This window comes from Vulcanisaeta souniana JCM 11219, from assembly GCF_026000775.1.
In the GTDB taxonomy this organism is placed as follows: Archaea; Thermoproteota; Thermoprotei; order Thermoproteales; family Thermocladiaceae; genus Vulcanisaeta; species Vulcanisaeta souniana.
Genome location: NZ_AP026830.1, coordinates 1,938,907 through 1,962,641, shown reverse-complemented (window position 1 = coordinate 1,962,641; position 23,735 = coordinate 1,938,907). Strand labels below are relative to the sequence as shown.

Here is a 23,735-nt window from a genome sequence, read left to right as displayed (position 1 = left end):
TTAGTGACTTATTAAATCAAGAATGGTTTTTAAGCAATGGGCTTTTCCGTTGTTTATAATGCGTGCCAATCAAGAAATTACCTATTACGCAATCACAATATTCCTAATAACGTTTGCCACACGTGCGACAAACAACATGATTGGGACCACGGCACCCCTCCTAGCCAGATATGACCTATTATTTCCCAATTACCTAGTTGGCTTCTTGGCGTCATTGGTTACCACTGTGAATCTTGTCTCCATTTTATTCATAAACGCAAGATTACCTGGATCAACAAGGAGACTACTATTCATTATCTCAAGTGCATTAATAATAACCCTACTGCCCATGTACTTCCTGGCTAATTCGCTCAGCATTTGGTTGGTGTCAATACTCACTGGGTTCGCATACGGCCTAATAATGCCCAATATAATGACGTCGGCAAGCATTGTAGGCGATCAACTCACTGCAGAGAGACTGCTAGTACTCTATACCCTGGCCTTAAGTACTAGCCTTGTTGTGGGTCCATTATTCGAGACATACCTACTGACCCGCTTTGGTTATAGGTACGTATTCCTGTTATTCATACCACTGGCAATACTCTCCTTTGCCCTATCATTTAGAGTACGATTCCCACCAGATCCCAAGAGGACGCGAAGGAGCATTGACATGGGAAAAATACTTAGAAATAGGGGTTTAGTATCAGCCATGCTTGCGAATTCCACGTATAGCATACCATTTATTGTCTTTACGGCATTCATAGCCATATACGCACAAAGCATATACCACGTCAGTAGGTACTTGGCCTATTTCTCATTCGTACCGTTCTTCCTTACTTCATTCCTTACCAGACTTTACCTAACCATTAGGGTCCCAAGGGGCTTATTTACACCAATGCTAATTTCTATAGTACTAACCATAATCGGCATTACGACACTTTACCTATCGCCAAATTACGCTGTATTTATAGCGTCAATGACAATACTCGGCATACCCCACGGCTCTGTATACCCACTTTCGACATTAATGATTAGTAGGGGGACGAGTATTGAGGAGAGGAATGCTGCTAATTCGTACTTTTCGGCATTCCAGGGTATACTGGGTATAGTGGTGCCAGCATTATTTGGTGTTTCTGCGGATCTTATTGGCATTAGATTATCAGTAGTGTTGCTTTTAATACCGGTAATCGCTATGGCCACTGTATTCATTAAATTTTATCTAAGTTCAGGCCTTGAGCAATTCAGACCTGGAATACTTTCCTTTCATTCAGGAGATTCTTAAGCCTATCAATTGGTTCCGTGGATACAGGCTCGACTCCCAATAACTCGGCGAGGGCCAGGGTGGTTATCCCCAGGTACGTCGCACCATACATCTCCAACTCGAGGGGCATCTTACCCTCCAGCTTAACAATTATCGGTTTTGCTCCAAATGAGGATATTACGTCAATGAGGACTTCCTCATACCTACCCTCATAGTCATTTGGTCCCATTATTGCTACATGCTTTAAGCCGTTTTGTTTTGTGATTACCGCGGCTATATCATTATGGGCGCCCTCAGGCACCACTGAAACCACTGAGTAGTACTTGGCATTTTCATTAAGATCGTTCTTAAACCTGATACCAACGCCACGCCTGCTCTCCGTAACCCAAACCACGGGTACTGAATTCACTAACTGCCTGGCTAGGTTCACCGCATCATCAACGTGCTTAAGGGCATTCTCAATACCCGAAATACCGCTCTCCAACTCATTGGTTACTGAAACAACGCTAAACCTCTCTAGAATTATCAGTGCTGGGTATAGTAACGCCGGTAGTCCATACCTTGGCGCCGATGCCTTTGGGGTCAAAATAACAGGGACACCCTTAGCACTAAGTGCTGTACTTAATCTACCGCCCGTAGTAATACCAATCACTGGGTATCCCCTGGCCAATGCTTCATTAGCGCTCATTATTGTCTCTGCCGTATTGCCCGAGTAACTAATAGCTATGACCAACGGCCTCGATAACCTCCTCGGCAACCTCATGTTCTTACTCACGATTATTGGCACCCTGCAATCCCAGAACAAACATAGGTCATTAATAATATCGCCGACAACGCCACTACCACCCATCCCAGTAATGATCACCGAATCTATATCTCCACTATAATCAATGACCTTACCGTCAATACTCAACCTAATGCTCCTTAGGTCCATGGGTACATTAAGTATTGACTCCCTCGCCAGTGAGGGCCACCTCGGGTAATCAATTAGATTCATACTGAGGATTATAGAAACCAGGCCTTTGTAAGCTTTAAGCACTGTACTATATAGTTACGTCACCGCAGACATACGGTATGTATTCACCGTATTATGTTACCGCTCACCCTCAGTTATGCCGTATGGGCTTTGTTGATTTACTACCTGGGCGTCGAAGCTTGCCGGTGGTGATGGACCTGGGCCTATACTCGGTGTTCAGAGAAAGTGAACCGAACAGACCAAGAGTTATTTGAACGCTAGACAGAGGCTATTGATACCTTCACTTGCATTTTATAAGTAACATGAACATTACTTAATGCGTTGTTAGTACCTTAAGCATGAAGAAAACAAATATTACTATACAATCACGTATTACGTAATACAACATATATGAAGCCTACAAATAATACTTACCCATGGATTTTAAAACCCTTTATTATGTAATTCCATATAATTAATGACTCGTTTTAGAGTTGTAGTAAATGGCGATGTTGAGATTAGGAGGGAGTGGCCGTGGGATAGGGTATCCCAGGTTAAGGATAGGCTGAAGGAGCTGGGCTTCAGGTGGAATGGCGAGTATTGGTCCGGTAAGGTCTACTCGGTCTCGTTAATTAGGGAGCTTAAGGACTTACTTGAGTTAACCAGTGAGGAGACTGAGAAGTTGATGAGATCTATACTCGTAAACTCGTCAGGTGGTGTAATTGGTGTTGAGGACCCAGGGAGCCTCGGTTCCATACCAAGCGACTGCGTGTTGAATGAGGAGGGTGGTTTGTTCATTGTATCATTGTCATGCCTAATCAGGGACTTCATTAAGAGTGACAGGAATTACATAGGTGATGTATCATCATTCGAGGAGTACGTCGACAAGGCTGTGGAGAATATCAGGCAATTACTCGCTGGCAAGGCAGTGATTGGCGATGCAGAGCTCGCACTAAGGAGAGCTCGGGAATTCGCCCTGGCTAACAATAAACTGAGGGATTTATTCATGAGGAGAGTTGAGTGGTGGACCGCCAAGCTCAGCCTTGATAGCGCTGAGCTGCACTTTCTATCTAGGGAGCTTTATGAAAAGCTGAAGGACTTAACCATTCCGTATTACATCGTTGATAAGGAAGGTAACCTGAACAAGCATGATTTGAGGCTCATACGTAAGGACGACATTATTAAAGACAGCGATAAAGTCATGATTAAATTCCCCATATTCCTCAAAGATACTGTAAGAGAATTACTAGCAAAGAGCGGTTATAAGGTCGTTGACTTGCCATGGAGCCCAAGGCAAATACAGATTCCTAAGGACGAGATAAAACTCCTACCATTCCAAGAGAGAGCCCTCGATTCCTGGCTAAGGGCTGGTAAGAAGGGTACGATTGTCGTACCGACCGGCGGTGGTAAGACATTCATAGCCCTCAAGACCCTGGCCACGGTGAGAGTACCAACAATAATACTTGTCATTACGGAGGAATTAATGAATCAATGGTACGAGAGGATAATGAAGTACCTTGGAATTAGGGCCGGTAGGCTAGGTGGTGGTTATGATGATGTTAGGGAGGTTACTGTGGCTATTTATAACTCGGCCGTTAACAGGATAGCGGAGATAAGCGATAAGTTTGACCTAGTCATGTTCGATGAGTGCTTACCATACGATGCACTGGTCATTACGGATATGGGGTTAATACCCATTGGAGAGATTGTGGAGAAGAGATTACCTGTTAAGGTTCTTACGCATAAAGGACGTTTTATGCGCATAACCAACTACTTTAAGATACCCCTTATCAAAAGATTGGTAAGGATCACTCATGAAAAGGGCGAGTTAGTGACGACGGAAGATCATCTAATCCTTACGCAGGATGGGTGGAAACCAGCAATAGCTTTGAAGAGCGGGGATGCACTGTACTTCTATGGCGTACAAGCGCAGGATCTGCAGAAAGGAACTTTCAACGCCCCAGGCTCTGTGGGGTCATTATGCGACTGCCCACAATCCAAAGCCACAGAGATAAAGATTGTTGAGACGATGAATGCTTCGCAGGAGGAAGGAGAGAATCCGGCAAATAAGGGAGGTGATGAAGGTAAGGGAAGCAAGGGGGTTGGCATCGTTACCAAAATTAACGGAGAAACAGTGGAAGGTGGTCCTGAGTATGGTACTTGGGGATTGCTATCTATCGATTCCACCACCAAAGGCAAAGAATACAAGACCGACTGTGGCGCATTCTTTGTCCCTGTACGAATACTTAATGTGGAAATACTCACCAATACCCCTAGGGGTATTTCCAAGGAAGAAGAATTTGTCTACGATATTGAGGTAGAGGGGGACCATAGTTTCGTGGTCAACGGAATAGTAGTACATAATTGCCACCACGTCCCTGCCGACACCTTTAAGGAGGTTGCGTTTAAGCTCAGGGCACCCTTTAGGTTGGCTTTGTCTGCCACGCCGAAGAGGAGCGATAATAATGAGCACTTGATTTACCTGAGCGCTGGCGATATTGTTTATCAGGCTGATTATAGGGATATGGTTGAGGCTAAGTTGGTTGTTCCCATTAGGCATTTCAGGATTTACGTTGATTTAACGCCTGAGGAGAGGAGGAGCTATGAGAGGGCTGGTGATAATGCCATTGTCCTGAGGAATATAGCCAGCATGGCGAGCGCCAAGATTGATATTGCTAAGGAGATCGTGAAGACAGAGACAAATATTGGAAGTAAGATTATTGTATTTACGCAATTCATTAAACAAGCCGAGGAGGTATATAAGGTTCTTAAGGATGAACTTGGTCCCATTGTTACTTTAATAACATCCAGGACCAGTGACAGAGATTCAATATTTAGAGCATTTGCCAGGGGTACCTATAGGGTCATTGTAACGACTACTGTGCTAGACGAAGGTGTAGATGTGCCTGACGCTGATGTTGCTGTAATACTATCTGGAACTGGGTCCCAAAGGCAAATGATACAAAGAGTTGGCCGTGTGGTTAGGGCTAGCAACGGCAAGGTTGAGGCAAGGGTCTACGAGATAGTGACCAGGAACACAATCGAGGAAGCGCTTAGTGAGGGAAGGCATGTTAAGGGCGAGGTTCTTGAGACTGAATGCAGGAGATATCTGGCCAACGAGATTAAGAGATTGATAAGCCATGTAATTGGCAGTACGCAACTCTTCCATTAATGGGGTTAGAAAATCCACTCGGCATTGACGTTATGGTACCAGCGCCCTTCATGTATAATGCGCATTATTGGGATTGAGAAATGAAGGGTGCCATACCTGTTTTATTTCAATTTTGCCTCTATGCCCAATCCAGGGCATCATGCACTATGGTAGGTTGGGCGATGCTCCCCTTGACTGATCCTTGCGGGAATTAATCAAAGACGTGACGGTAGTGGCTTATATATTGAACTGCCAGGTATTAGTTGTGAAGTTAATTGAGGAGTTGATGAATATAATGCTTCAGGAGTACGGCGCGTTAGTACTCACCGTGGTTTCTACGGTGTTATCGATAGTAATCGTCGCATTATATGCTGAGCTATTGAGGAACAATATTCTATTAATTAAGGAACTTGGCAGGGTTATTCAGTGGATTAATTGGGTGATTAAATGATTAGGTACTTAGTGACGGCAATACTAATGGTAATGGTAATGATTGTGGTAATAATAATGATAAGCTTCATATTAAACACGTTATACCTAGCGAATTCGGTAAGCAATTACGCGGTGGTGATCGAGAATGGCACTTGCAGACTCCTTGGTATTCCCTGATTTACTTATCTCTATAACCCTAATAGTAGTGATCCTGGTGCTAACCATCTACCTAGTGAATCTATTAATGAGGTTATCAATGATTGACTACAAAGCTTCCATGGGGACCTACCTCTTTATAGCATGTCAATTAGGTAACCTAAGCGGTAATGGCCTCAGCCACATAATTATCATGAACAAATTAGTGTCAAGTAACTACCTGATTATATGCCCAAGGATGGCGGTCAACGACTCACAATTGACATCCAGTATTTACGTTGTCTATACTAGGTGATAATTCATGATTTATAAATCATTACTACCAATTCTAATAACACTATTAATAATGATAGCAATAACCACCTACCTTATGTATTACATTAATATTGAAACCACTAAAGCCATAACCCTCGAGAATAAGTACTTGCTATCCATAGATACCTTCAAGCAACTAAATGAAACACTGCCGCAGATCCTACAGAACAGGGCATGCGTATTGATAACGAACCCAATAAACTACACCTGCAATTTAATGGCCGTAGACATAACGAACTCCGTAAATAACGCCCTGGGTGCAATAAGTAACGATACAAATAACCTAGTGATCTATAGGGTAGTTAATTACACAGTTTATGGGGACGGGGGCCTTACTATCTACCGTATTGTAATTGATGCATTCATTCAATCCAGTAATATAGAGGGAACAATCATAGTATCATACCCTTTCAACCTATGCTACTATTCACAATTGGTGAGGGACGTAAGCAATGGCTTTGATAGTAGCATTACAATCAATGCCAATAATATAACGGACGCTATATGGAAAATAAATAATGAATTAGCCGACAAAGTTGCTTATCATGGGCAGGTACGAATTATTCTCCATTATTCTGGAGTATTTAGTATGATTAAACGCACGCGTAATTACACGGTTTATTCAGGATTAATCAACTACGTATTAAGCATTTCACCTGATATTAGCATTTGTAATGAGACCTCGGAAATTACTGGTGGATTTCATGCCATGGTAATAATCGACGCCTTTGTTAATAATACGTATTATTTCTCGGTCAATGGAGCAGTAGGCAATAATTAATTAGGTTATCCTCACGGTAATGCATTGATGAGTTAACGCATTTAAATAAACCCAGAATTATGCATTCCCGTGATTGATGAAATACTCGGTTTCAAGGCTAGGAGCGTGCTAATTATTGGTTTGGGTGGTGGTGGGGATGCCGTTGGTTCATCGATTACGTATAACCTAGCATTAGGCGAAGAAAAGGAGGCAACACTTGGCGCAGTGCTCTGGGAAAGATACGTCTCTGACCCTGTGCCCGGCCCCATTAGGATACAGGAACTCCAGAATTCCGAGACCCTTGGCAACTACTTGGCAATAGTTAATGGAGATACCTACGCCATTAGGGAAGGCAGGCATGTAATTCCTCAAATAGCCAACGTACTCGGTGTGATCAAGGACGATGGATTGGGAATAAGCATCTCGGGACCTGTAATTAATGTAGCTAGGGAAATCAGTGAATATGTGAGTAAGTATGGCTTTGATGCTGTGATTGGTATTGACGTTGGCGGTGACGCACTGGCCTTGGGCAGCGAGGACGAACTATATAGTCCTCTTGCTGATAGTTACTCTGTAGCAATTCTAACAAAGGTTCAGGACTATACGGGTATTCCAGTAGTACTTGGTGTTGCAGGCCCTGGTGTTGATGGGGAATTAAACAGGGACTACGTATTAATGAGGATAAGTCAACTGGCAGGTAAAGGCGCCTTCCTGGGCGCCTATGGCCCAACGCAAAGCGACCTAGTGCTCCTTGAGGATATACTGGGCAAGGCAATAACTGAGGCCAGTCAGTTAGTGTATAAGGCCGCTAGGGGATATTACGGTGATACAGACATACGGGGTGGAACGAGGAAAGTCAAACTCGACATCTCCTCATCAATAACCTATTACCTAGACCTTAGGAAGATCATTAATGAATTGCCCCTGGTCAACCTAGTGATCAATGCAAGAGATCCCTGGGATGCAATGAAGACCTTAAATAGCAAGGGGGTAATGACGGAACTCAATTTCGAAGAGGAGGTCTATAGGTATTACAAGGCAAAGTCAAAATTACCAAGCCCCGAGGAGGCATACCTAATGATAAGGGAAATCAGGAATAAGCTAAGGAATCAATTAGAATCAGGCCGGCGATAGTCATCATCTAGGTGATATTCAGATAAGGGCGTGATCGTCATCTTATCCTTAATTTTTAACCTAAAGAAAAAGAACCTTAAATAATTTTAATCACCAGCTTCCTCGTAGAAGAATGCGTCGCTTCGTTCTGCCTCGCGAAGCAATTGTAGCTGAGAGATCCTTTCCTCGGCTTTCCTATACATGTTTGCAAACTCCATTATTCTTGCCGCAACATCCTCAGGCCTATTAAACGCTGCTGGCTTGTACAAGAACTTCTTTCTATCAGTGCCCTTGATGCTCACTACGTATCCCTCGACGACGCCTGATGTTGGTATTTTGCCCAACTCTCCGCTTTCTCCCCGTATTAGGAAAACATAGCCCTTACGTGAATTATCATTAAATGTGAGCCTAACGAGTACTAGGGCTATGTGGAACTCTTTGAGTATACTGGTCACGACATCCCTATATCTTTCATACTCACGTACATAGGGTAATCGCTCAACGAGTGTTATATCATCCCTATTCAAATCATTAAGGAGATCATTTAACATGTCCATTGCGTTTTTACCTGTATTCACAATCTCCATACAGTAAGGAACACAATTAACATTAAAATAAGCATTACCTAGTGCTGCATTACCCATTAGGCGAAGTAGGTTAAATGACAAGAGACATAAGGAATATTTAGTAGGTGAAGAGAACATGTTGCGATGAATAACCTAGATAAACGGGTATATGAGGTGCATGGTAAAGTAATGAACATGTTCATGGGTAATCAGTGCTATGATGTTGATCCGCCATTGGTCATGGATTGCGTAAAAAATGCATTGACAAGCATTGGGTTAAATGTTGAGGAAATCATGTTCTTCGACATAGATGGCAATGTGTCTCAGGATATCGATAATGCCAGGTATGTGAGGGCCGTTGCCACTAGCAATGAGATCAATGGCAAGCAAATATTTACATTTGCCCTGATTAAGTATAGGGGTAAATATAAGGTACTTTATTTGCAGTCTGCTGTGGAGGAGCGTTAGGCAGGTAAAAACGAAAAATAAGGGAATTTATTTAATTAATAACCTCTGTGATTTAACCGAGGTTATTACGAGGACTCTGCCAAACTATCAAGTAATTGAATCCTCCTCGCCGGGTGTGGGTGAGACATGAGAAGTTCCTCCCAAACGGATGGCTTATAATGTCTCCAATACTCTATTAAATCATCAACATTCCTCTCAATATACTCAACATTAACATTAACCGGCGGTGCAAAGAATAACATTCGAAGTGTGCCGTTAGTAGTCTTCCTAACCACACTAGGATCCGTATAGAGCGTTATCTTGGCAAGGGCTCTCTGGAGGTTATGTGCACCATTCTCCACCGTCAACGCACCATTAATATCCGCATATGCCTCCCTCAATCTGTTGATATATAGAACAAATAATTGAAATAGGAAACTAACGGCAAGTAGTACCAGGCCTATGAGAAGTAGTAAACCACCATTATTGTTCCTGCCCTCTGACCAGCCTCCCCACCAACCACCCCACCATAGCGACCAACCAAGCCAGTAAATTACCGTGGGCAATAAACCAATAGCCATCAATACTTCCACATCCCTATGCCTGAGGTGACCAATCTCATGCCCAAGAACGGCCTTTAATTCGCCTGGCTTCAGTATCTTCAGTAAGGGTAATGTTATTGCAACCCTCTTACCGGCTATTGGGCTTCCATAGGCGAAGGCGTTGGGGAATGGCACATCGGCCACGTAGACCCTCGGCGCACTCTTAAATCCATTAGCCCTAGCAACGTCAGCCACCAGGTCATAAACCCAGCCATAGGTTGGATCATCAGGCTTAATCTCATGGGCCCTATACATGGCGTTGATTAGAAATGGACCAATCAACCACTGGAATAGCGTTAGGAAGAAGGCCATGAGAACTAAGCCAGTGACTAACGCAATGCCGCTTATTGAGCCGTTTGTTATCCATAACATGACGCCATAGGTAAGGGCGGCTCCAAGTAGTAATATCGCTATTATTGCCAATGACATCTTCAACCTGAATACCAGTAGTGCCTTGTTCATACTAGGCAGGATAGTGCGGTATTAATTTTAAACCTAACTCACGTTACATTACGTAGACCCAATAATGAACCTGGCATCAGCGGCGTAGGCGCCCTTACCTCTCTCAAGAACTATGACTGGGTTAAGGTCGGCCTCGACGATGTTTAGATTGTCGGAAAGTAGCTCTGAGAACTTAGTTATTATATAAACGATGGCCTCCTCATCCCTGGCCAGCATGTTCCTATAACCATTGAAGAGCCTATAGCCCTTTATTTCCCTAATCATTGATCTTGCATCATCCTCAGTGATTGGTACGATCCTAAAGCTAACGTCCTGTAGAACCTCAACCATGACACCGCCAAGGCCAAAGGCTATTACGTGACCGAATATTGGGTCCTTCGTGGCACCAACTATAGTCTCCAAACCCTCAGGTACCATCCTCTGCAGCAGAAATCCACTGATCCTAGCATAGGGTGATTTCTCCTTAATGTTATTCCTAATTCTCTCGCAGGCGTTCTTAAGCTCGTCATCATTATTTATATTAAGTATGACACCGCCAACGTCGGACTTATGAATTATGTCCGGGGAAACAACCTTGAGTACCACTGGGTAACCAATGTCCTTAACAACCTTAAGCGCCTCGTCAACATTCTGAACAAGCGCGAAGTCAGGGACTGGAATATTATACTGCCTAAGTAACTCGAAGGACTCATGCTCAAGCAACTTATACCTACCCTCCTCAAGGGCCTTTGTAATTATTGGGTTCATCTCCATCACCACTCCTTGGCTACACCCTTAATTTTTGCGTATTCGTATAAAGCCCACAACGCCTTTGCAGCCCTATGTGGTGCATGATATACAGGTATGCCGTTCTCCTCTAGGTTATTCTCGAACTTGGCTACGTACTCATTACCACCAAAGCTAACAACAACTATTGGCTTTTTGAACCTACCGGCCTCCACTATGTAGTTACCTAGGTTTATTGACAGGCCAGGTATCTGCATTAGGGCTATTATTAGGGCCATGTCCGCATAGCTTGTGGGTAATACAGTATCTAGTACGAATTTGTACATGGCGTCTGTTGCGCTACCCGTCAAGTCAATTGGGTTACGGGTGACCGCCAATGGTGGTAATTGTTTCCTCAGAATCTCCTGAAGGCTCTCTGATAGTTCCGGTACCTGTAGCCCACGCATGTCCAGGGCATCCACTGCCTGTATACCCATGCCTCCACTATCCGTCAGCACCAATACCCTGTTTCCCCTTGGCAATGGTTGCGTGGCTAAGGCCTTGGCCATGTCAAAGGCATCAGTTATGTTATCCGCCTCTATGACATTGGCCTGCCTAAGCATTGCGTGGTATATCTCGTAGTTACCTGCCAGAGCAGCCGTGTGGGACTTAACAGCTCCCGTGGCTGCCTTAGTCCTACCCGCCTTATAAACAACAATCGGTTTAATACTTGATACCTCCTTCATCACCTCTAGTAATTTCTTGCCTTCCCCTGGGTACTTCAACCCCTCCATATACATAACGATCACCTTAACCCTATTATCCCTGGCAAAGTACTCAAGTATCTCCGACTCACTGATGTCCAGTTTATTTCCGTAGTTCACAGCTAGACCAACACCTATGTTCCTCCTAGCAGCCCAGTCAAGGATCGCCCCGGCCACCGCGCCACTCTGACTTATTAGTGCCACAGGGCCTGGCCTAGGCCTACCCATTCTGTCTTCAGGTAGGAAGAAGGTGTCCAGGCCATTAAACGCATTGTAAACGCCAATGCAATTGGGACCGAGTACCCTGATATGGTTCTGAACAACCCTCCTAAGCTCCTCCTCGAGCTTCGCCCCATCCTCACCAACCTCACTAAATCCACCACTAATTATTATGACGACCCTAACGCCCTTCTTGATGCTTTCCTCGGTGACCTTAAGCACAGCAGGTGCTGGAACGGCTATAACCGCTAAGTCAACATTATCCTGAATATCCAGCACTGACTTGTAGTACTTAGTGCCATTAACCTCATCATACTTAGGATTAACAAGGTAAACCTTGCCCTTAAACTTTGTAAGAAGATTCTTGGTAATGACACCGCCAACGCTGTTTTCCCTGGGTGTGGCTCCAACGATTGCAACGGACTTAGGATTGAATAATAAGTCAAGCGGTGATGCAACCATTGCATCCACTTGCTTAACCTGTTGCAGATCTGCTCTTTGTTCCTCCATAAAAATCAGCAGACACTTTAGCCTGTTTTTAAAAATCTTTCTAGATATATAAATAATCTATGTACCTTTATAGAAAATGACATAAATATTTTTCCTAAAAATATCGAAAACATTATGAGAATAATATTATTACAACTGTGTAGAGAAATAACTAATAGATTAAACTTAAAAGGAGAGAAACTCAAACTATCTTAATGGGAAGATCCGAGGAACTCCTAAGGGAATTAGACGAGTATTTAATGACGAACCTATACCCAACGCATAAAGTTGTGGTTAGGGAGGCACGGGATGTATATGTGTATGATGTCGATGGAAATACATACCTGGACTTCATGACCGTAGTAACCACAGCACTACTCGGCCACAACCCACCGGGGCTTGCTGACGCCATTGCCGAGACCGCAAAGCGCCTAATTGCTGGTAACGGCTATAACTGGTACACCGAGGAGTTACTAAATGCGGCAAAGGCGGTATTAGGCCTATTCCCTGATAAGAACATGTACAATAAAGTCCACTTCAAGTTAAGCGGTTCCGAGGGTATTGAGCTAGCATTGAAGATTGCAAAGAGGTACACGAAGAATACGTACGTGATGTACCTAATGGGTGGTTACCACGGTAGGACATACCTAACGTCTTCATACCATGGAATGAGAAGGAAGGAGTACGGCCCATTACCGCCAGGCACGTTGATAGCGCCATTCCCATATCCATATAGGTGCCCCTTCGGCGATATGCCGTCTGAGGAATGTGGAAAGGCAGCCGTTGAAACCATTGAGTATTACATAAATTACGTGGCTGTGAAGGATGTTTGTTGCCTAGTGAGCGAACCAATACAGGGTGTTGGAGGTATAGTGGTACCTCCAATGGACTTCTTCGAGAAGTTAAAGAAGACCCTCGATGCATACGGCATATTGCTAATATTTGATGAGGTCCAGACGGGCATGGGTAGAACAGGAACCACCTGGGCCCTTGAGCAATTCAATGTGAAACCTGACATAGTAGTCGCGGCCAAGGGCATGACGGGTGGATTACCAGCGTCAGCGGTGGTCACTAGGAAGGAGTTAATCTCGGCAATGCAGTTGAATGATGAGCACTCAACCTTTGGAGCATCGGCGCTGATTATGAGCGCCGTGAAGGCAACGATCGACTACTACAACACGCACAGGGAAGAATTACTAAGCAATGCCAAGAAAATGGGTGAGTATGCCATGAAGAGACTAATGGAACTTTATGATAAACATACACTCATTGGCGAGGTCAGGGGATTGGGGCTAATGATCGGTATTGAGTTAGTTAAGAATAGAAAGACTAAGGAACCAGCAACCAAGGAAACAAGTGACATATGTCTCAACAGGGCATTAAGGAGGGGTGTACTCTTCGTAACCAGTGGTTGGAACAGCAATGTCATTAGGTTCGCACCGCCATTAACAGTTAAGCAGGAGCACATTGATAAAGCAATCGACGTACTCGACAAATCACTGGGCGAAGTAGAAAAGGAGGAAAACATTAGATAGCCTAACAAAATACACCAAGTTTAAATTCAAACAAAAATCCCCTTAATCCTCGCCAAGAACTTTCCTTATCTTATCTGCAATTATCTTCTTAGGAACAGCGCCAATAACAAAGTCCACGGGCTCGCCGTTCCTGAATATGATCACGGTTGGTAGACTCATGACGTCATACTTAGCTGCAACGTCAGGCCACTCCTGTGTATTCAACCTACCAAAACCAACGCAGGGCATCTCCCTAGCCAATGTCCTCAGTATGGGCTCAAGCAGGAAACACGGTGCGCACCATGGGGCCCAGAAATCAACAACAACGATCCTCTTACTCCTAATGAACCCCTCGAAATTATCCGCACTCAACTCAATAGGCTCATTATTAGCAACCTTTGCCAATTCCCTTGCCTTCTTTTCTAGCAATTCATTCAGTTCCTCATCCTTATCATCCATACCCATATTACCCATCGTCATAGCCAAGAAACAAAATAACAACTTTAAAGTACTTACTCCGTCAATAACTAGACAGGAAACAAAACGAAACAAAAAACCTTAAAAACCAACGTAACTAATGAATAACGAGCCCCGGTAGTATAGCTCGGTCCAGTATGCGGGCCTGTCGAGCCCGTGACCCGGGTTCAAATCCCGGCCGGGGCGCCTGCAATCGTTGGCCTTCGTTTTGGTTTCGGCTGTCGAGCCAGTAAGCCTTAGGTTAGGGTTTCACAGCCTATGCTTGTTATTGTCTTTACTGTCTCTTTCACCCTCTTTTTGTTGCCCTCGTTCATCGTCTCCTCATGCATCCTTCTCAATACATCACAGACCTTGGCAACCAGCCCTGAGCGTCTCTTGATTTCATCTTGGTTTACGTAAACCTCGAGACTTCCGCGCCCAGCCCTAATCTCCACATAGCCACTATTGTTCACGTACACATTCATCCACACGCCGACAACGACCCCAACCATTGACTTACCCTTTGGCCTAACCTTCGTACCCGCCAACACCAGTAATCGCCTAAGTTTCTCAGCATCGAATAGTGAACTCAAGACCCTCCATCAAGGCCCTAATCATTTAATCGCTAAGCCACCCTTGGACCCACGCAACAGCCCTTGAAAGACGAACTTTTAATCACATTTGAAGGCCACGTACATAATAACGAGCGATATGGTGAGGACAGTTAAGGTAAAGTAAGCATGCGGGGGCGAGGGCAATCGAGCAGGAGATGGTATTAAGCAAAACAATGAGATACATGGCCTAGCTGTTAATGAGGGGTTAGTACGTCTATATTGTTGGTCGTACCCAATAACAACCCAAGGCTTTACTAGCTCAGGAAGTTCTTCGTAACATACATGATAAGTCGGGAAGCGCCAGAGAACATTGTGAACACCTTGCAGGGAAAGTCGCCGCCAAGCGAACACCGAGTACTCATTGAGCACTACTGGTCACCGAGACGTGAGGAACTAAGGAACTGGTACTTGGGACACGCACCTTGTTTATTGCATTCGTGAGGCCGCCTCAATGCATGGTTACTTCGTAAACGATTGATAGGCCTCGGTAAAGATGGGCTGCGTATTTGGCGGTAAATCCTGCCTCTTATTTAATTCATAAACCATGCCCAGCCAAGCATTGAATACCTCCTCACTTGGTGCCCTGTAACTCATTAAGCCTAGTTTCGGTTTCAGTTTTTCTCTCTGTCTTCGGCCTTATACTGATTACCTCAACCTCATCAAGTGGCCTGACACCAAACTCCTCCCTAACCTCTCTCGGTATTGTGAATTAACTGTTTGAACCCCTACCACGGACTGGCCTAAGCAACCTAACGCCATTAACCTCAATACGCCTAACCATACCTAACCACAACATCCACGTAATCAACACCCCAATACCAAGACACCTAACAAGACCTGATTATTAACGTAAACCCTAAACAACAATCGGCAAACAACCATCCATACACAATCGCAACAGTGGTAATTTAGTGTTTTTATCTCTTTAGGTTTATCTTTGATGCCGGCATAATCCATACTTAAATGGTGTCAATCTCCTCAATTTTATTACTGCTTCATCGGTAATTAATTTGAATATGTATTATACTAATGAATGAATTGTTATATGAATTAAGTCTTATTTATGTATTTTCTTATCTTACATTTTATGTGGAATAATTTATTTTTAATTTTTTGACTATGTCACAATGTATGGTTCAGCCTGTGGATAAGAGGGTTTTGGAGGGGTCTATTTCGAAGTGGAGGGAGGGTGGTAATGCCTATGTTAGTGTTGAGGTTTCCAGTAGGCTTGCTAGTAAGGCTAAGGTTGAGGTTAAGATCAGGAATTTTAGTGTTACGATGGATACATCAAGTGCACTTGGCGGTGATGATAACGCACCTAGACCAGGTGAGCTGTTATTAGCGTCATTGGCTGGTTGCATTACGCAGATAATTGCCTGGAACTCGGCACTGCATGATATATCCCTTGAGGACGTCTCAATAACTATACGCGGAAGGCATGAATTGCTCTCGATGTTTGACCCATCAGTTGGTTGGCCTGGGTTTAATGACATTGTGATTGAGGTTAATGTGAAGACCCCAGAGTGGGATAAGTTCGAAAAGTACGTTTTACCATACATAGTGGCTGAATCACCCGTACTGCAGACCCTCGTTAAGCAAGTTCCAGTTAAGCTTAGGGTGAGCGTTAACGATAAGCAAAGGAGGGATCTCTACATACCAGACTAAGATAAGCGTCACTATTAAGGTGGTGATTTAAAATGTCTCGCGTATTTCCAGATGAGAATAGGGCTAGGGGGTGGGAAAGGACCTGGGGCACATTTAGGTATAGGTGGGTTATGCTCGGTATTTGGTTGTTGATGATGACAATAAACAGCGTAACACTAGTTAATTATCCACTGGCATTACCTAATATAGCTAAGGAGTTTGGTATACCCCCATCAACATTCATCTACTACCTTGGCGTACTCACATATTCATTGGGATTATTCGTAATATACTTTGGCAATTTTAATGGTTGGATGAATACGAGGGTTAGGCTCGCGGTCATACTGGCTCAGGTATTCCTAATAATTCCATTGTTTTTAATACCATTTACATTCTCATACAACGCCATTGTTGTGCTTAGGTTTATACAGGGATTATGGTTCATGGAGTTGGGGTTGGCCACACTAAATCTCAGGGGTTGGTTTAGTAAGGGTGAGTTGGCAATAGCCATGGCGGCCCCGCTCTCGGCATTACAGTTTGGGTCAGCCCTTGGTGGGTTTATTGAGAAGGCCATTGCTGAGCAGATTGGTTGGAGGATGGCATTCTTAATAACGGGCGTGATGGATGTGGTTGCCACGGCAATATTCCTTGTACTATATAGGGATGCGCCTGGTTACAATGATTACCTAGTTATTAATAGGCTTAGGAACCTGGCTGAGAGAGGTAAGCATGGCTGCCCACCACCGTATAAGCTACCCATAGCCTACGCAATAGGCTTTGCGCAAATAGCCACAACGATGGCCTTCGCATCAATTCCATACCTAGTACCAACATATGGTTATTGGCTTGGCTATTCGGTGCCTGCCGTATCCAACACGGTACTTATTTACGGAATAATCTCAGGACTTGGCATTTGGGGTGGTGCCATACTCGGTTCAATACTAGTTAGAAGGACGCGCACGATTAGGGAGACATTCAGGGCAAGGAATCTAACTAGGACTATCTCGTACATAATATCCTTCATAGGCTTCCTAACGCTACTCTTCCCCCAGGGCAATTACATCGTGTATACCGTAGGCGCCACATTAGCCGCATTAATACTGTTTAACATACCCAATTACTGGGCTGAAATGACTGAGGTGGTTCCACCAGGTATTTCTGGCGACTTCGTATTTTACGCAGGTGCAATAGCCTCCGCCGGGTTCTTCCTCGGCCCATTAATATCAGTATCATTAATAGTGGCAGCGGCAGGCAATGTTATTAAAGGCTTCATGCTATTCCTAGCAATAATAGTAATTTCAGGAATAATAAATATAATCCAAAATAGAATAACAATACCCGCCGAAAAATACCATGTATAATAAGCAACACACTGCATTTCCCTATAAATAAAAGTAATTTAATTGTTAAATATGCTTACCATTACTGAGGTTTAGAAGCCACATGATCCAAGTCATTATTTCATTACCATATTATATGCCTTCATATATACTTTTACTTTATTATTATTGTACGTTGGCTTGGAATTAGAATTATTTGACTTGGTAAGCAAGGTATTTCTAGGGTTCTTGACTTCATCTCTGCCACTGAGCCAATCGTAGCTTCCCCAATTAATTTGCAAACCTCTGGGTTCTCCCTGGCATTATTAATGATTAGTAGGCTAAACGTAATACTAACGCAGTCTTCATAATCATAGCTAACCACTTTAATGCCGTTATTCACGTCAACGAATAACAGAGCTTTGAACGCATTCTTTGTATTTTCGCCAACCACTAACATATCAATAACTAGGTAATTAAAGTCATACGTCTTTGCCCTACTTAAGTCAATATTTAGGATGAGGTAGCTATCAACGTTGATATCCTCTTTTACGGGTTCTTGAGAGCCTATGAGTAAGAAGACCGTGCGCAAATTACTCCGGTATTCCTTCACGGCCAATACCCTTAACACCGATATTTCCGTAATTACGCCATTGTATACATCGTTAATATAATCATTATTGCCCATTGGATTCTAAATCGCAGTAATAGTGGTATCTCATTATGCTGTACATACCTACCTCTAATGGTATAAACTTTATCTTTATTAGTTGGAGACCTTTTAACCTCAATATTCGATAACTATTCATCTCAAGCCCCTCCAAGGTTGAATTCTGCCCTTTATCTGATTGGCTATTGGTTGGGCATGCATATACCCTATCCTGAGCTACCACATTCCTAGCTGGGGCCTTGACATCAACATCCCCCACACCAGAGGTTATTTGCAGATTAACATCATGCTGGAGACTGTCAATTGCCCAGAAGGAAATTATATTACCAACATGACCTTCATGCCACTTAAGGATCGGTCTCGCTCTCATTACATCAAGCTGCTCTTTAAGTGTCTCATTCTGCTTCTTCATTTCTGAGATATGCAATACGTAATAATATATCGAAACAGCTAATGCCATCGTAGTAATAGCATTACTCACCACAGAAGTGGTGGTCAGAGATTTAGTTATCAAGAACGTGATGATGATCACCACGAATACAAATACCGTTATCAAAACAGTAACTATAACTACATTAACTATGTCCTTATCTATCGACACTCGTATTCGACGCATACCATCACATCCTTAAGGCAACACTCCGCATTAAATCATCATTACTAAACCAGTTAATTTTAACTTAATTCTTACAATTCACTAGGGCTATCAATTACGACCCAACAGTGACATCAACAGCACCGTGAGCGTGAGTGGTGATGGGCCCATGAATAAGCCATCCATTGGTCTCAAAGCCCCAATCGCTGGCTCCAACCCCCTCACCGTGGCTATTGCCACTGAGTTTAATGTATTGATTAAGTGGTCGATGATCAGGGCGTTGTGGGTCAACAGGGTTCAAGGTTGGTTGGGGTTGATAAAGGCCACAGCATTAATAACAATAGGCATTGGTTAACCTTAATGTGACTAATGTGCAGGTTGGTGAGTTGTGGGAATTAATTTTCGTCAATTCCTGACATGCTTTAACGCCATTGCGGCAATTATAAGCAACTATCCAGGGCATTAAGGGAGATCAAGGTAATGAACGATAGAGACAAACCACCAGAATAACACACAAGGATGAAGCAGGCAAACGGGGATCAACTCTAAATAAAACAATTATACATACAATTAAGTGCTAATACGGTGTGCCAAATTCTTGTTCAGTTCCTCCTTACCCTGTTACGGTGGGTTAATGCATTAATGCCTGACTTGTTCTAGTGTGTTAATTTTGCTTGATTTTAGCGCAGTGGTTTATTAAGTATCGTGTTGATCATAGTCATATGGTAAGGATTGCAGTAGCTACGGATGATGGGAAGTCAATAAGTGATGGTCACTTTGCGCATGCTAAGAAATACGTAATATATGAACTTAGTGAGGATACTAAGGATATTAGGCTCGTGGAGAGTAGGGATAATCCCCTTGGTAATATCCCGGATACTGATGATCCGGCCGTGATCCATGAGTCACTGTCTAGATCAGGGATTCCAATACATGGTATCGCTAAGTATCAATGGCTTCATGAGAATGCGTTAAGGGATGTCGACGCAGTAATAGCTAGTGGGGCCTGTGAGACGAGTTATGAATATTTTACGTCAATGGGTGTCCAGTTATTCTTTGTTGAGCCAGGTACCCCAATAGATACGCTTATTGAGCAGTTAAGAAACGCGGCCAAGGAGGAAGACATTAAGTGATTACCCTAGTAGTTCAGCCTTAATCAAAAACCTTAGAGTAAGTTAATTTTTACAGCACATCTCTCCTTAATGAGTTCCTTCCCTTGTGTGGTTCCTGATTCCTTACCCACCTCCTTAGGAATTCATTATAGCATTCCTCGGAGCAGAAAACCCATGGCCTATTTACGCAGCATGTCTTAACCACTATTGGTTGGCTAATTATTATCCTCCCGCAGTTTGAACACCTTAATTGCCCAGGTGCCTTGTTTAACGTGAATGGCATTAGTGGCTTGCGGCTCGGTAATTAATAAGGACATGGCGGTTAATGGTCTTGTCTGGTTTTTGGCATAATATTTATAACTTGCTTATTAATGTTCAATAACTTGGTGATTATATGGCGGGCATTTCGGTTTCCGAATCAAACATAACCCGTGCAATAATGAGGAGCGCTTTAAAGGTACTTGATGAGTACTCAAGCGTTGATGTCGCGATCGTTGGCGCAGGTCCCTCAGGTATGACCGCGGCTTATTACCTAGCCAGGGCTGGTTTAAAGACTATAGTCCTGGAGAGACGATTCTCATTCGGTGGTGGCATTGGCGGTGCCGCCAGTCACCTACCAAGTATTGTTGTTGAATACCCTGCCTCTGAGATCTTGGGTAGGGATTTTGGTATTAGGCTTCAGGACATGGGTGATGGATTATTTGCCGTTGATCCTGCTGAGATGATTGCCAAACTCGCCGTTAAGGCCATTGATGCGGGGGCTAGGTTTCTCCTTGGGGTTCACGTTGATGACGTAATAATTAGGGATAATCCACCCAGGGTTGCTGGTCTTGCGGTTTATTGGTCTACCGTGCAGATGGCCGGTGTTCATACAGATCCCTTCTTCATCGAGGCTAGGGCTGTCATAGATGCCACTGGCCATGATGCTGAGGTGGCCGCAGTAACGGCGAGAAAGAACCCGGACTTGGGCTTAACGATTCATGGTGAGAAGTCCGCGTATGCCTCGGTTGCCGAGGACCTCGTTATTAAGTACACGGGTAAGGTCATGGAAGGCCTCTACGTGACTGGCATGGCTGTTGCCGCAGCTTATGGTTTACCCAGAATGGGGCCTATATTCGGCTCTATGATCATGAGCGGAAAAAGAATTGCTGAATTAATAATTAATGACTTAAGGTCTAAATGATTATGAGTTGCGCTTAAAAAGGTAAGGTCTACATACTCATTGTATGACGAATTCCCTACTCATAGATTATGCATTGGCCTTCTTACTCTCGTTTTTAGTATCAGGGAATAATTTATCCGCTAATGCAGGTGCTGCGGTGGGGTCTAGATCAATCGATTACAAATACGCCATCATTTTATCACTGCTTGGGTATGTGCTTGGTCTATGGCTTCAGGGTACCTACATGAGGGCTAATGTGGTGAGCGGGGATGCAGCCATGGTGGCGATGACTGTGGCCATAATAATATTCCTCGTTGGCGAGGGCATGAGGGTTCCAATGTCATTAACAGGGTCTCTGTACGCTAGTCTTATTGGCGCTTCATTAGCCATGGGGCATCTACTGAGCAATGCTGTTTTTGTGCTTGGCTATTGGTTGTCCTTACCCATAATAGTGATGTTCCTCTCGTACATTCTTTATAAATCACTCAGCGCGTTTTCAAGGCTTTCCTTTAAGTACATTGGTGTTTACCGAGCCTTATCCATACTCACCGTGTTCCTGCTCTCCTTCTCCTTTGGCGCAAATAACCTTGGTCTATTATGGGCATTGCTGGGCTTTAGCTATAGGGGTTTACTGGTGATTGTGATTAGTTCCATACTGGGTGTCTTACTAATTGGTTGGAGAACCCTGTATAGACTTGGTACGGGGCTGTTCACGATAGGACCCTTAACAAGCTTCACGGTGCAATTATTTTCATTCATGGCAATGGAAATTGGGACCCTCTATTCCGTACCAATGCCCATAACAGTGACCACATCCTTCGGACTAGTTGGTGTTGGCGCTGCGCATAGATTTAGAATAATAAACCTCAGATACTTCAACGAATTGCTCCTTGGGTTTGCAACATCAATAATAATAGGCCTAGTATTTAGCTACCTACTGATTAAGGTTATCTAAGGTAACCTCAGCTCTTTTTTCATCTGGTTTACATCCCCTTACTGGTTTGATACTCACCTTACTTATCATTCAGTGAGTTGCCATCCTTAGTGCAACGAATAAAGAAATAGAAATAAACCTCCATTAACAGAAAACCAAAACCCCTGGGTTAACTAACCGAAGTCAGTAGTTACCTTATTTATGGTAAGGAAGTAATTAGGCAACGCCCGTAACGTCAATCAGGTTCTCAGCTGCCTTACGCGTTAGACCCGCACCAAGTATTGTGAACCTATCTGGCCTAACGTTATGTGCCATCATTAATGCCTCAATGATTATTTCCCTATCGATACCAAGCTCCTTGGCTGTAATTGGTATGTTCAGGCTCTGTAGAAATGACTTAATTCTCCTCCACTTCATGCCATGTAGGTAGGCCATCATTATGGCGCCAAGGGCTACCTGCTCCCCATGCAATGCAGGCCTAAATCCTTTGTCCCTAGCCAGCAGGTCTATCGCGTGGCTAAATAAATGCTCAGATCCACTGCATGGTCTTGAGTTACCTGCTATTGCCATGGCAACACCACAACCTAGGAGGGCCTTCACGACTATCCTCACACTTTCCTCATTATGAACCTTCAACCTATCCCTATTCCTAAGTGCTATTAATGCACTATCCCTTGCCAGAGCTGCTGCGTATTCACTGAACTCCTCGCCCTTAACTCTAACGGCTAGTTCCCAATCCTTAACCGCTATTAACTTACCAATTAACTCACCGATGCCAGCTAGTAAGTACCTCCTTGGGGCCTCGAGTATTATGGACGTATCGGCTATAATGGCTATTGGGGATCTCTGAACCTTACTAATACCATGCTTACTGAGGTCTAGCTGGAGTATATGCGATACGTAGGGGCTTGCAATACCGTCATGAGAAGCAATGGTTGGTATTGACACATAGGGCGCATTCATTATATGAGCCATGGCCTTCCCAAAATCAATTATTCTACCACCACCTAGGGCAACTATATAATCAATAACCCGGGAATACTTATTTGATAATGCAATTATTTTCTCGGGGCTTACCTCATCGACCTCCTCAACATCGCAGATCCTGCACTCGATCTTATCAAGTAGATGCCCACCGAATCGAGGGCCGATCAGTATCAAACCCCTCAGTCCCTCAAGCCCAATCTTACTAAGAATATCAGGAGCCTTACTAATCGCGCCTGGTCCGAACACGATTACTCTAGGTATCTCATACATTTCCAGCGACTTACGTTGTGATGAAATCATTACCAACTATGCGTAGAACATGGGGTAATTTAAACTATTTCTTTGCCTAATC

Annotated in this window: 27 protein-coding genes and 1 tRNA gene; 16 read left to right on the top strand and 12 right to left on the bottom strand. The window is 43.7% G+C overall.

Features of this window, described 5'->3' with window-relative positions; translation table 11 throughout:
• The first annotated feature begins 58 nt into the window (after window positions 1–58).
• Window positions 59–1,261, top strand: a complete 1,203-nt coding sequence (locus Vsou_RS10645) for an MFS transporter (protein ID WP_188603820.1) — start codon at window positions 59–61, stop codon at window positions 1,259–1,261.
• On the opposite strand, the gene Vsou_RS10640 is transcribed toward Vsou_RS10645, so the two are convergent.
• Entirely contained in the window at window positions 1,221–2,237 is a 1,017-nt protein-coding gene (locus Vsou_RS10640) for an SIS domain-containing protein (RefSeq protein ID WP_188603821.1), read from the bottom strand. The two genes, Vsou_RS10645 and Vsou_RS10640, sit on opposite strands and share 41 nt — an antisense overlap.
• A 436-nt stretch (window positions 2,238–2,673) precedes the next feature.
• On the opposite strand from Vsou_RS10640, the gene Vsou_RS13305 reads away from it, so the two are divergent.
• The 6 genes from Vsou_RS13305 (at window position 2,674) to Vsou_RS10605 (ending at window position 8,143) form a co-directional block, all read left to right on the top strand.
• A complete protein-coding gene (locus Vsou_RS13305; protein ID WP_188603822.1) occupies window positions 2,674–5,367 on the top strand; it encodes a helicase-related protein in 2,694 nt (897 codons plus the stop codon).
• A gap of 211 nt (window positions 5,368–5,578) precedes the next feature.
• Entirely contained in the window at window positions 5,579–5,797 is a 219-nt protein-coding gene (locus tag Vsou_RS10625; RefSeq protein ID WP_188603823.1) for a hypothetical protein, read from the top strand.
• Window positions 5,794–5,955, top strand: coding sequence for a hypothetical protein (locus Vsou_RS10620; RefSeq protein WP_188603824.1), 162 nt, complete (start codon window positions 5,794–5,796; stop codon window positions 5,953–5,955). Before Vsou_RS10625 ends, Vsou_RS10620 begins: the two co-directional genes overlap by 4 nt.
• Window positions 5,924–6,229 (top strand): hypothetical protein, encoded by a 306-nt coding sequence (locus tag Vsou_RS10615; RefSeq protein WP_054843958.1) that lies wholly within the window; start codon window positions 5,924–5,926, stop codon window positions 6,227–6,229. The genes Vsou_RS10620 and Vsou_RS10615 overlap by 32 nt, the downstream gene beginning before the upstream one ends.
• Before the next feature lie 6 nt (window positions 6,230–6,235).
• Window positions 6,236–7,030 carry a hypothetical protein gene (locus Vsou_RS10610; protein WP_188603825.1) on the top strand — a complete coding sequence of 265 codons (795 nt, stop codon included), beginning with the start codon at window positions 6,236–6,238 and terminating at the stop codon, window positions 7,028–7,030.
• 69 nt (window positions 7,031–7,099) lie between these two features.
• On the top strand, window positions 7,100–8,143 hold the full coding sequence (locus tag Vsou_RS10605) for a DUF1152 domain-containing protein (RefSeq protein ID WP_188603826.1): 1,044 nt from the start codon (window positions 7,100–7,102) through the stop codon (window positions 8,141–8,143).
• An 86-nt stretch (window positions 8,144–8,229) separates the two neighbouring features.
• Here Vsou_RS10605 and Vsou_RS10600 read toward each other — a convergent pair whose 3' ends face one another.
• A complete protein-coding gene (locus Vsou_RS10600) occupies window positions 8,230–8,709 on the bottom strand; it encodes a hypothetical protein (protein WP_188603827.1) in 480 nt (159 codons plus the stop codon).
• 153 nt (window positions 8,710–8,862) lie between these two features.
• Between Vsou_RS10600 and Vsou_RS10595 the strand changes: the two genes are divergently transcribed.
• Window positions 8,863–9,156, top strand: coding sequence for a hypothetical protein (locus Vsou_RS10595; RefSeq protein WP_229709910.1), 294 nt, complete (start codon window positions 8,863–8,865; stop codon window positions 9,154–9,156).
• Window positions 9,157–9,221: 65 nt separating this feature from the next.
• On the opposite strand, the gene htpX is transcribed toward Vsou_RS10595, so the two are convergent.
• The 3 genes from htpX to Vsou_RS10580 are packed head-to-tail and all read right to left on the bottom strand — an operon-like array spanning window position 9,222 to window position 12,397.
• On the bottom strand, window positions 9,222–10,199 hold the full coding sequence (gene htpX, locus Vsou_RS10590) for a zinc metalloprotease HtpX (protein WP_188603828.1): 978 nt from the start codon (window positions 10,197–10,199) through the stop codon (window positions 9,222–9,224).
• Between the two features lie 48 nt (window positions 10,200–10,247).
• Window positions 10,248–10,946, bottom strand: a complete 699-nt coding sequence (locus tag Vsou_RS10585) for an acetate--CoA ligase family protein (RefSeq protein WP_188603829.1) — start codon at window positions 10,944–10,946, stop codon at window positions 10,248–10,250.
• A gap of 5 nt (window positions 10,947–10,951) precedes the next feature.
• Window positions 10,952–12,397 carry an acetate--CoA ligase family protein gene (locus Vsou_RS10580; RefSeq protein ID WP_188603830.1) on the bottom strand — a complete coding sequence of 482 codons (1,446 nt, stop codon included), beginning with the start codon at window positions 12,395–12,397 and terminating at the stop codon, window positions 10,952–10,954.
• A gap of 194 nt (window positions 12,398–12,591) precedes the next feature.
• Between Vsou_RS10580 and Vsou_RS10575 the strand changes: the two genes are divergently transcribed.
• Entirely contained in the window at window positions 12,592–13,911 is a 1,320-nt protein-coding gene (locus Vsou_RS10575; protein WP_188603831.1) for an aspartate aminotransferase family protein, read from the top strand.
• A 42-nt stretch (window positions 13,912–13,953) separates the two neighbouring features.
• Here Vsou_RS10575 and Vsou_RS10570 read toward each other — a convergent pair whose 3' ends face one another.
• On the bottom strand, window positions 13,954–14,370 hold the full coding sequence (locus Vsou_RS10570; protein ID WP_229709911.1) for a thioredoxin family protein: 417 nt from the start codon (window positions 14,368–14,370) through the stop codon (window positions 13,954–13,956).
• Window positions 14,371–14,478: 108 nt separating this feature from the next.
• On the opposite strand from Vsou_RS10570, the gene Vsou_RS10565 reads away from it, so the two are divergent.
• Window positions 14,479–14,553 (top strand) — tRNA-Asp (locus Vsou_RS10565).
• A 50-nt stretch (window positions 14,554–14,603) separates the two neighbouring features.
• Here Vsou_RS10565 and Vsou_RS10560 read toward each other — a convergent pair.
• Both Vsou_RS10560 and Vsou_RS10555 read right to left on the bottom strand, forming a co-directional pair.
• Window positions 14,604–14,939 (bottom strand): hypothetical protein, encoded by a 336-nt coding sequence (locus Vsou_RS10560; protein ID WP_188603832.1) that lies wholly within the window; start codon window positions 14,937–14,939, stop codon window positions 14,604–14,606.
• A gap of 480 nt (window positions 14,940–15,419) precedes the next feature.
• A complete protein-coding gene (locus Vsou_RS10555) occupies window positions 15,420–15,554 on the bottom strand; it encodes a hypothetical protein (RefSeq protein ID WP_264890724.1) in 135 nt (44 codons plus the stop codon).
• 537 nt (window positions 15,555–16,091) lie between these two features.
• On the opposite strand from Vsou_RS10555, the gene Vsou_RS10550 reads away from it, so the two are divergent.
• Complete coding sequence (locus Vsou_RS10550) at window positions 16,092–16,625, top strand: OsmC family protein (protein ID WP_188603833.1); 534 nt, start codon at window positions 16,092–16,094, stop codon at window positions 16,623–16,625.
• Between the two features lie 32 nt (window positions 16,626–16,657).
• Window positions 16,658–17,965 (top strand): MFS transporter, encoded by a 1,308-nt coding sequence (locus Vsou_RS10545; protein WP_188603834.1) that lies wholly within the window; start codon window positions 16,658–16,660, stop codon window positions 17,963–17,965.
• Window positions 17,966–18,098: 133 nt separating this feature from the next.
• Here the strand turns inward: Vsou_RS10545 and Vsou_RS10540 are convergent, their stop codons facing one another.
• Entirely contained in the window at window positions 18,099–18,611 is a 513-nt protein-coding gene (locus Vsou_RS10540) for a hypothetical protein (protein WP_264890723.1), read from the bottom strand.
• A complete protein-coding gene (locus Vsou_RS10535) occupies window positions 18,601–19,194 on the bottom strand; it encodes a hypothetical protein (RefSeq protein WP_188603836.1) in 594 nt (197 codons plus the stop codon). The genes Vsou_RS10540 and Vsou_RS10535 overlap by 11 nt, the downstream gene beginning before the upstream one ends.
• 163 nt (window positions 19,195–19,357) lie before the next feature.
• On the opposite strand from Vsou_RS10535, the gene Vsou_RS10530 reads away from it, so the two are divergent.
• Both Vsou_RS10530 and Vsou_RS10525 read left to right on the top strand, forming a co-directional pair.
• Window positions 19,358–19,543: a hypothetical protein gene (locus Vsou_RS10530; RefSeq protein WP_188603837.1), complete on the top strand. Its 186-nt coding sequence runs from the start codon at window positions 19,358–19,360 to the stop codon at window positions 19,541–19,543.
• 367 nt (window positions 19,544–19,910) lie between these two features.
• The gene (locus Vsou_RS10525) at window positions 19,911–20,321 is read left to right on the top strand and encodes a NifB/NifX family molybdenum-iron cluster-binding protein (RefSeq protein ID WP_188603838.1); all 411 of its coding nucleotides are present in this window, start codon (window positions 19,911–19,913) and stop codon (window positions 20,319–20,321) included.
• Between the two features lie 49 nt (window positions 20,322–20,370).
• On the opposite strand, the gene Vsou_RS10520 is transcribed toward Vsou_RS10525, so the two are convergent.
• Window positions 20,371–20,583, bottom strand: coding sequence for a TRASH domain-containing protein (locus Vsou_RS10520; RefSeq protein WP_054843971.1), 213 nt, complete (start codon window positions 20,581–20,583; stop codon window positions 20,371–20,373).
• Window positions 20,584–20,694: 111 nt separating this feature from the next.
• Here Vsou_RS10520 and Vsou_RS10515 point away from each other — a divergent pair, with 111 nt between their 5' ends.
• On the top strand, window positions 20,695–21,483 hold the full coding sequence (locus Vsou_RS10515; RefSeq protein ID WP_188603839.1) for a sulfide-dependent adenosine diphosphate thiazole synthase: 789 nt from the start codon (window positions 20,695–20,697) through the stop codon (window positions 21,481–21,483).
• A 43-nt stretch (window positions 21,484–21,526) separates the two neighbouring features.
• Complete coding sequence (locus tag Vsou_RS10510) at window positions 21,527–22,417, top strand: inorganic phosphate transporter (RefSeq protein WP_188603840.1); 891 nt, start codon at window positions 21,527–21,529, stop codon at window positions 22,415–22,417.
• A gap of 195 nt (window positions 22,418–22,612) precedes the next feature.
• Here the strand turns inward: Vsou_RS10510 and Vsou_RS10505 are convergent, their stop codons facing one another.
• Window positions 22,613–23,683: a sn-glycerol-1-phosphate dehydrogenase gene (locus Vsou_RS10505; protein WP_188603841.1), complete on the bottom strand. Its 1,071-nt coding sequence runs from the start codon at window positions 23,681–23,683 to the stop codon at window positions 22,613–22,615.
• Window positions 23,684–23,735 lie beyond the last annotated feature (52 nt).

Excerpts from the sequence above, each read along its gene's own strand:
- Vsou_RS10645 (WP_188603820.1), top strand. The coding sequence starts at position 59 with ATGCGTGCCAATCAAGAAATTACCTATTACGCAATCACAATATTCCTA.
- Vsou_RS10640 (WP_188603821.1), bottom strand. The coding sequence starts at position 2,237 with ATGAATCTAATTGATTACCCGAGGTGGCCCTCACTGGCGAGGGAGTCA.
- Vsou_RS13305 (WP_188603822.1), top strand. The coding sequence starts at position 2,674 with ATGACTCGTTTTAGAGTTGTAGTAAATGGCGATGTTGAGATTAGGAGG.
- Vsou_RS10620 (WP_188603824.1), top strand. The coding sequence starts at position 5,794 with ATGATTAGGTACTTAGTGACGGCAATACTAATGGTAATGGTAATGATT.
- Vsou_RS10615 (WP_054843958.1), top strand. The coding sequence starts at position 5,924 with ATGGCACTTGCAGACTCCTTGGTATTCCCTGATTTACTTATCTCTATA.
- Vsou_RS10610 (WP_188603825.1), top strand. The coding sequence starts at position 6,236 with ATGATTTATAAATCATTACTACCAATTCTAATAACACTATTAATAATG.
- Vsou_RS10600 (WP_188603827.1), bottom strand. The coding sequence starts at position 8,709 with ATGGAGATTGTGAATACAGGTAAAAACGCAATGGACATGTTAAATGAT.
- htpX (WP_188603828.1), bottom strand. The coding sequence starts at position 10,199 with ATGAACAAGGCACTACTGGTATTCAGGTTGAAGATGTCATTGGCAATA.
- Vsou_RS10585 (WP_188603829.1), bottom strand. The coding sequence starts at position 10,946 with ATGAACCCAATAATTACAAAGGCCCTTGAGGAGGGTAGGTATAAGTTG.
- Vsou_RS10580 (WP_188603830.1), bottom strand. The coding sequence starts at position 12,397 with ATGGAGGAACAAAGAGCAGATCTGCAACAGGTTAAGCAAGTGGATGCA.
- Vsou_RS10575 (WP_188603831.1), top strand. The coding sequence starts at position 12,592 with ATGGGAAGATCCGAGGAACTCCTAAGGGAATTAGACGAGTATTTAATG.
- Vsou_RS10570 (WP_229709911.1), bottom strand. The coding sequence starts at position 14,370 with ATGACGATGGGTAATATGGGTATGGATGATAAGGATGAGGAACTGAAT.
- Vsou_RS10555 (WP_264890724.1), bottom strand. The coding sequence starts at position 15,554 with ATGAGTTACAGGGCACCAAGTGAGGAGGTATTCAATGCTTGGCTGGGC.
- Vsou_RS10550 (WP_188603833.1), top strand. The coding sequence starts at position 16,092 with ATGGTTCAGCCTGTGGATAAGAGGGTTTTGGAGGGGTCTATTTCGAAG.
- Vsou_RS10545 (WP_188603834.1), top strand. The coding sequence starts at position 16,658 with ATGTCTCGCGTATTTCCAGATGAGAATAGGGCTAGGGGGTGGGAAAGG.
- Vsou_RS10540 (WP_264890723.1), bottom strand. The coding sequence starts at position 18,611 with ATGGGCAATAATGATTATATTAACGATGTATACAATGGCGTAATTACG.
- Vsou_RS10530 (WP_188603837.1), top strand. The coding sequence starts at position 19,358 with ATGAATAAGCCATCCATTGGTCTCAAAGCCCCAATCGCTGGCTCCAAC.
- Vsou_RS10525 (WP_188603838.1), top strand. The coding sequence starts at position 19,911 with ATGGTAAGGATTGCAGTAGCTACGGATGATGGGAAGTCAATAAGTGAT.
- Vsou_RS10520 (WP_054843971.1), bottom strand. The coding sequence starts at position 20,583 with ATGCCATTCACGTTAAACAAGGCACCTGGGCAATTAAGGTGTTCAAAC.
- Vsou_RS10515 (WP_188603839.1), top strand. The coding sequence starts at position 20,695 with ATGGCGGGCATTTCGGTTTCCGAATCAAACATAACCCGTGCAATAATG.
- Vsou_RS10510 (WP_188603840.1), top strand. The coding sequence starts at position 21,527 with ATGACGAATTCCCTACTCATAGATTATGCATTGGCCTTCTTACTCTCG.
- Vsou_RS10505 (WP_188603841.1), bottom strand. The coding sequence starts at position 23,683 with ATGATTTCATCACAACGTAAGTCGCTGGAAATGTATGAGATACCTAGA.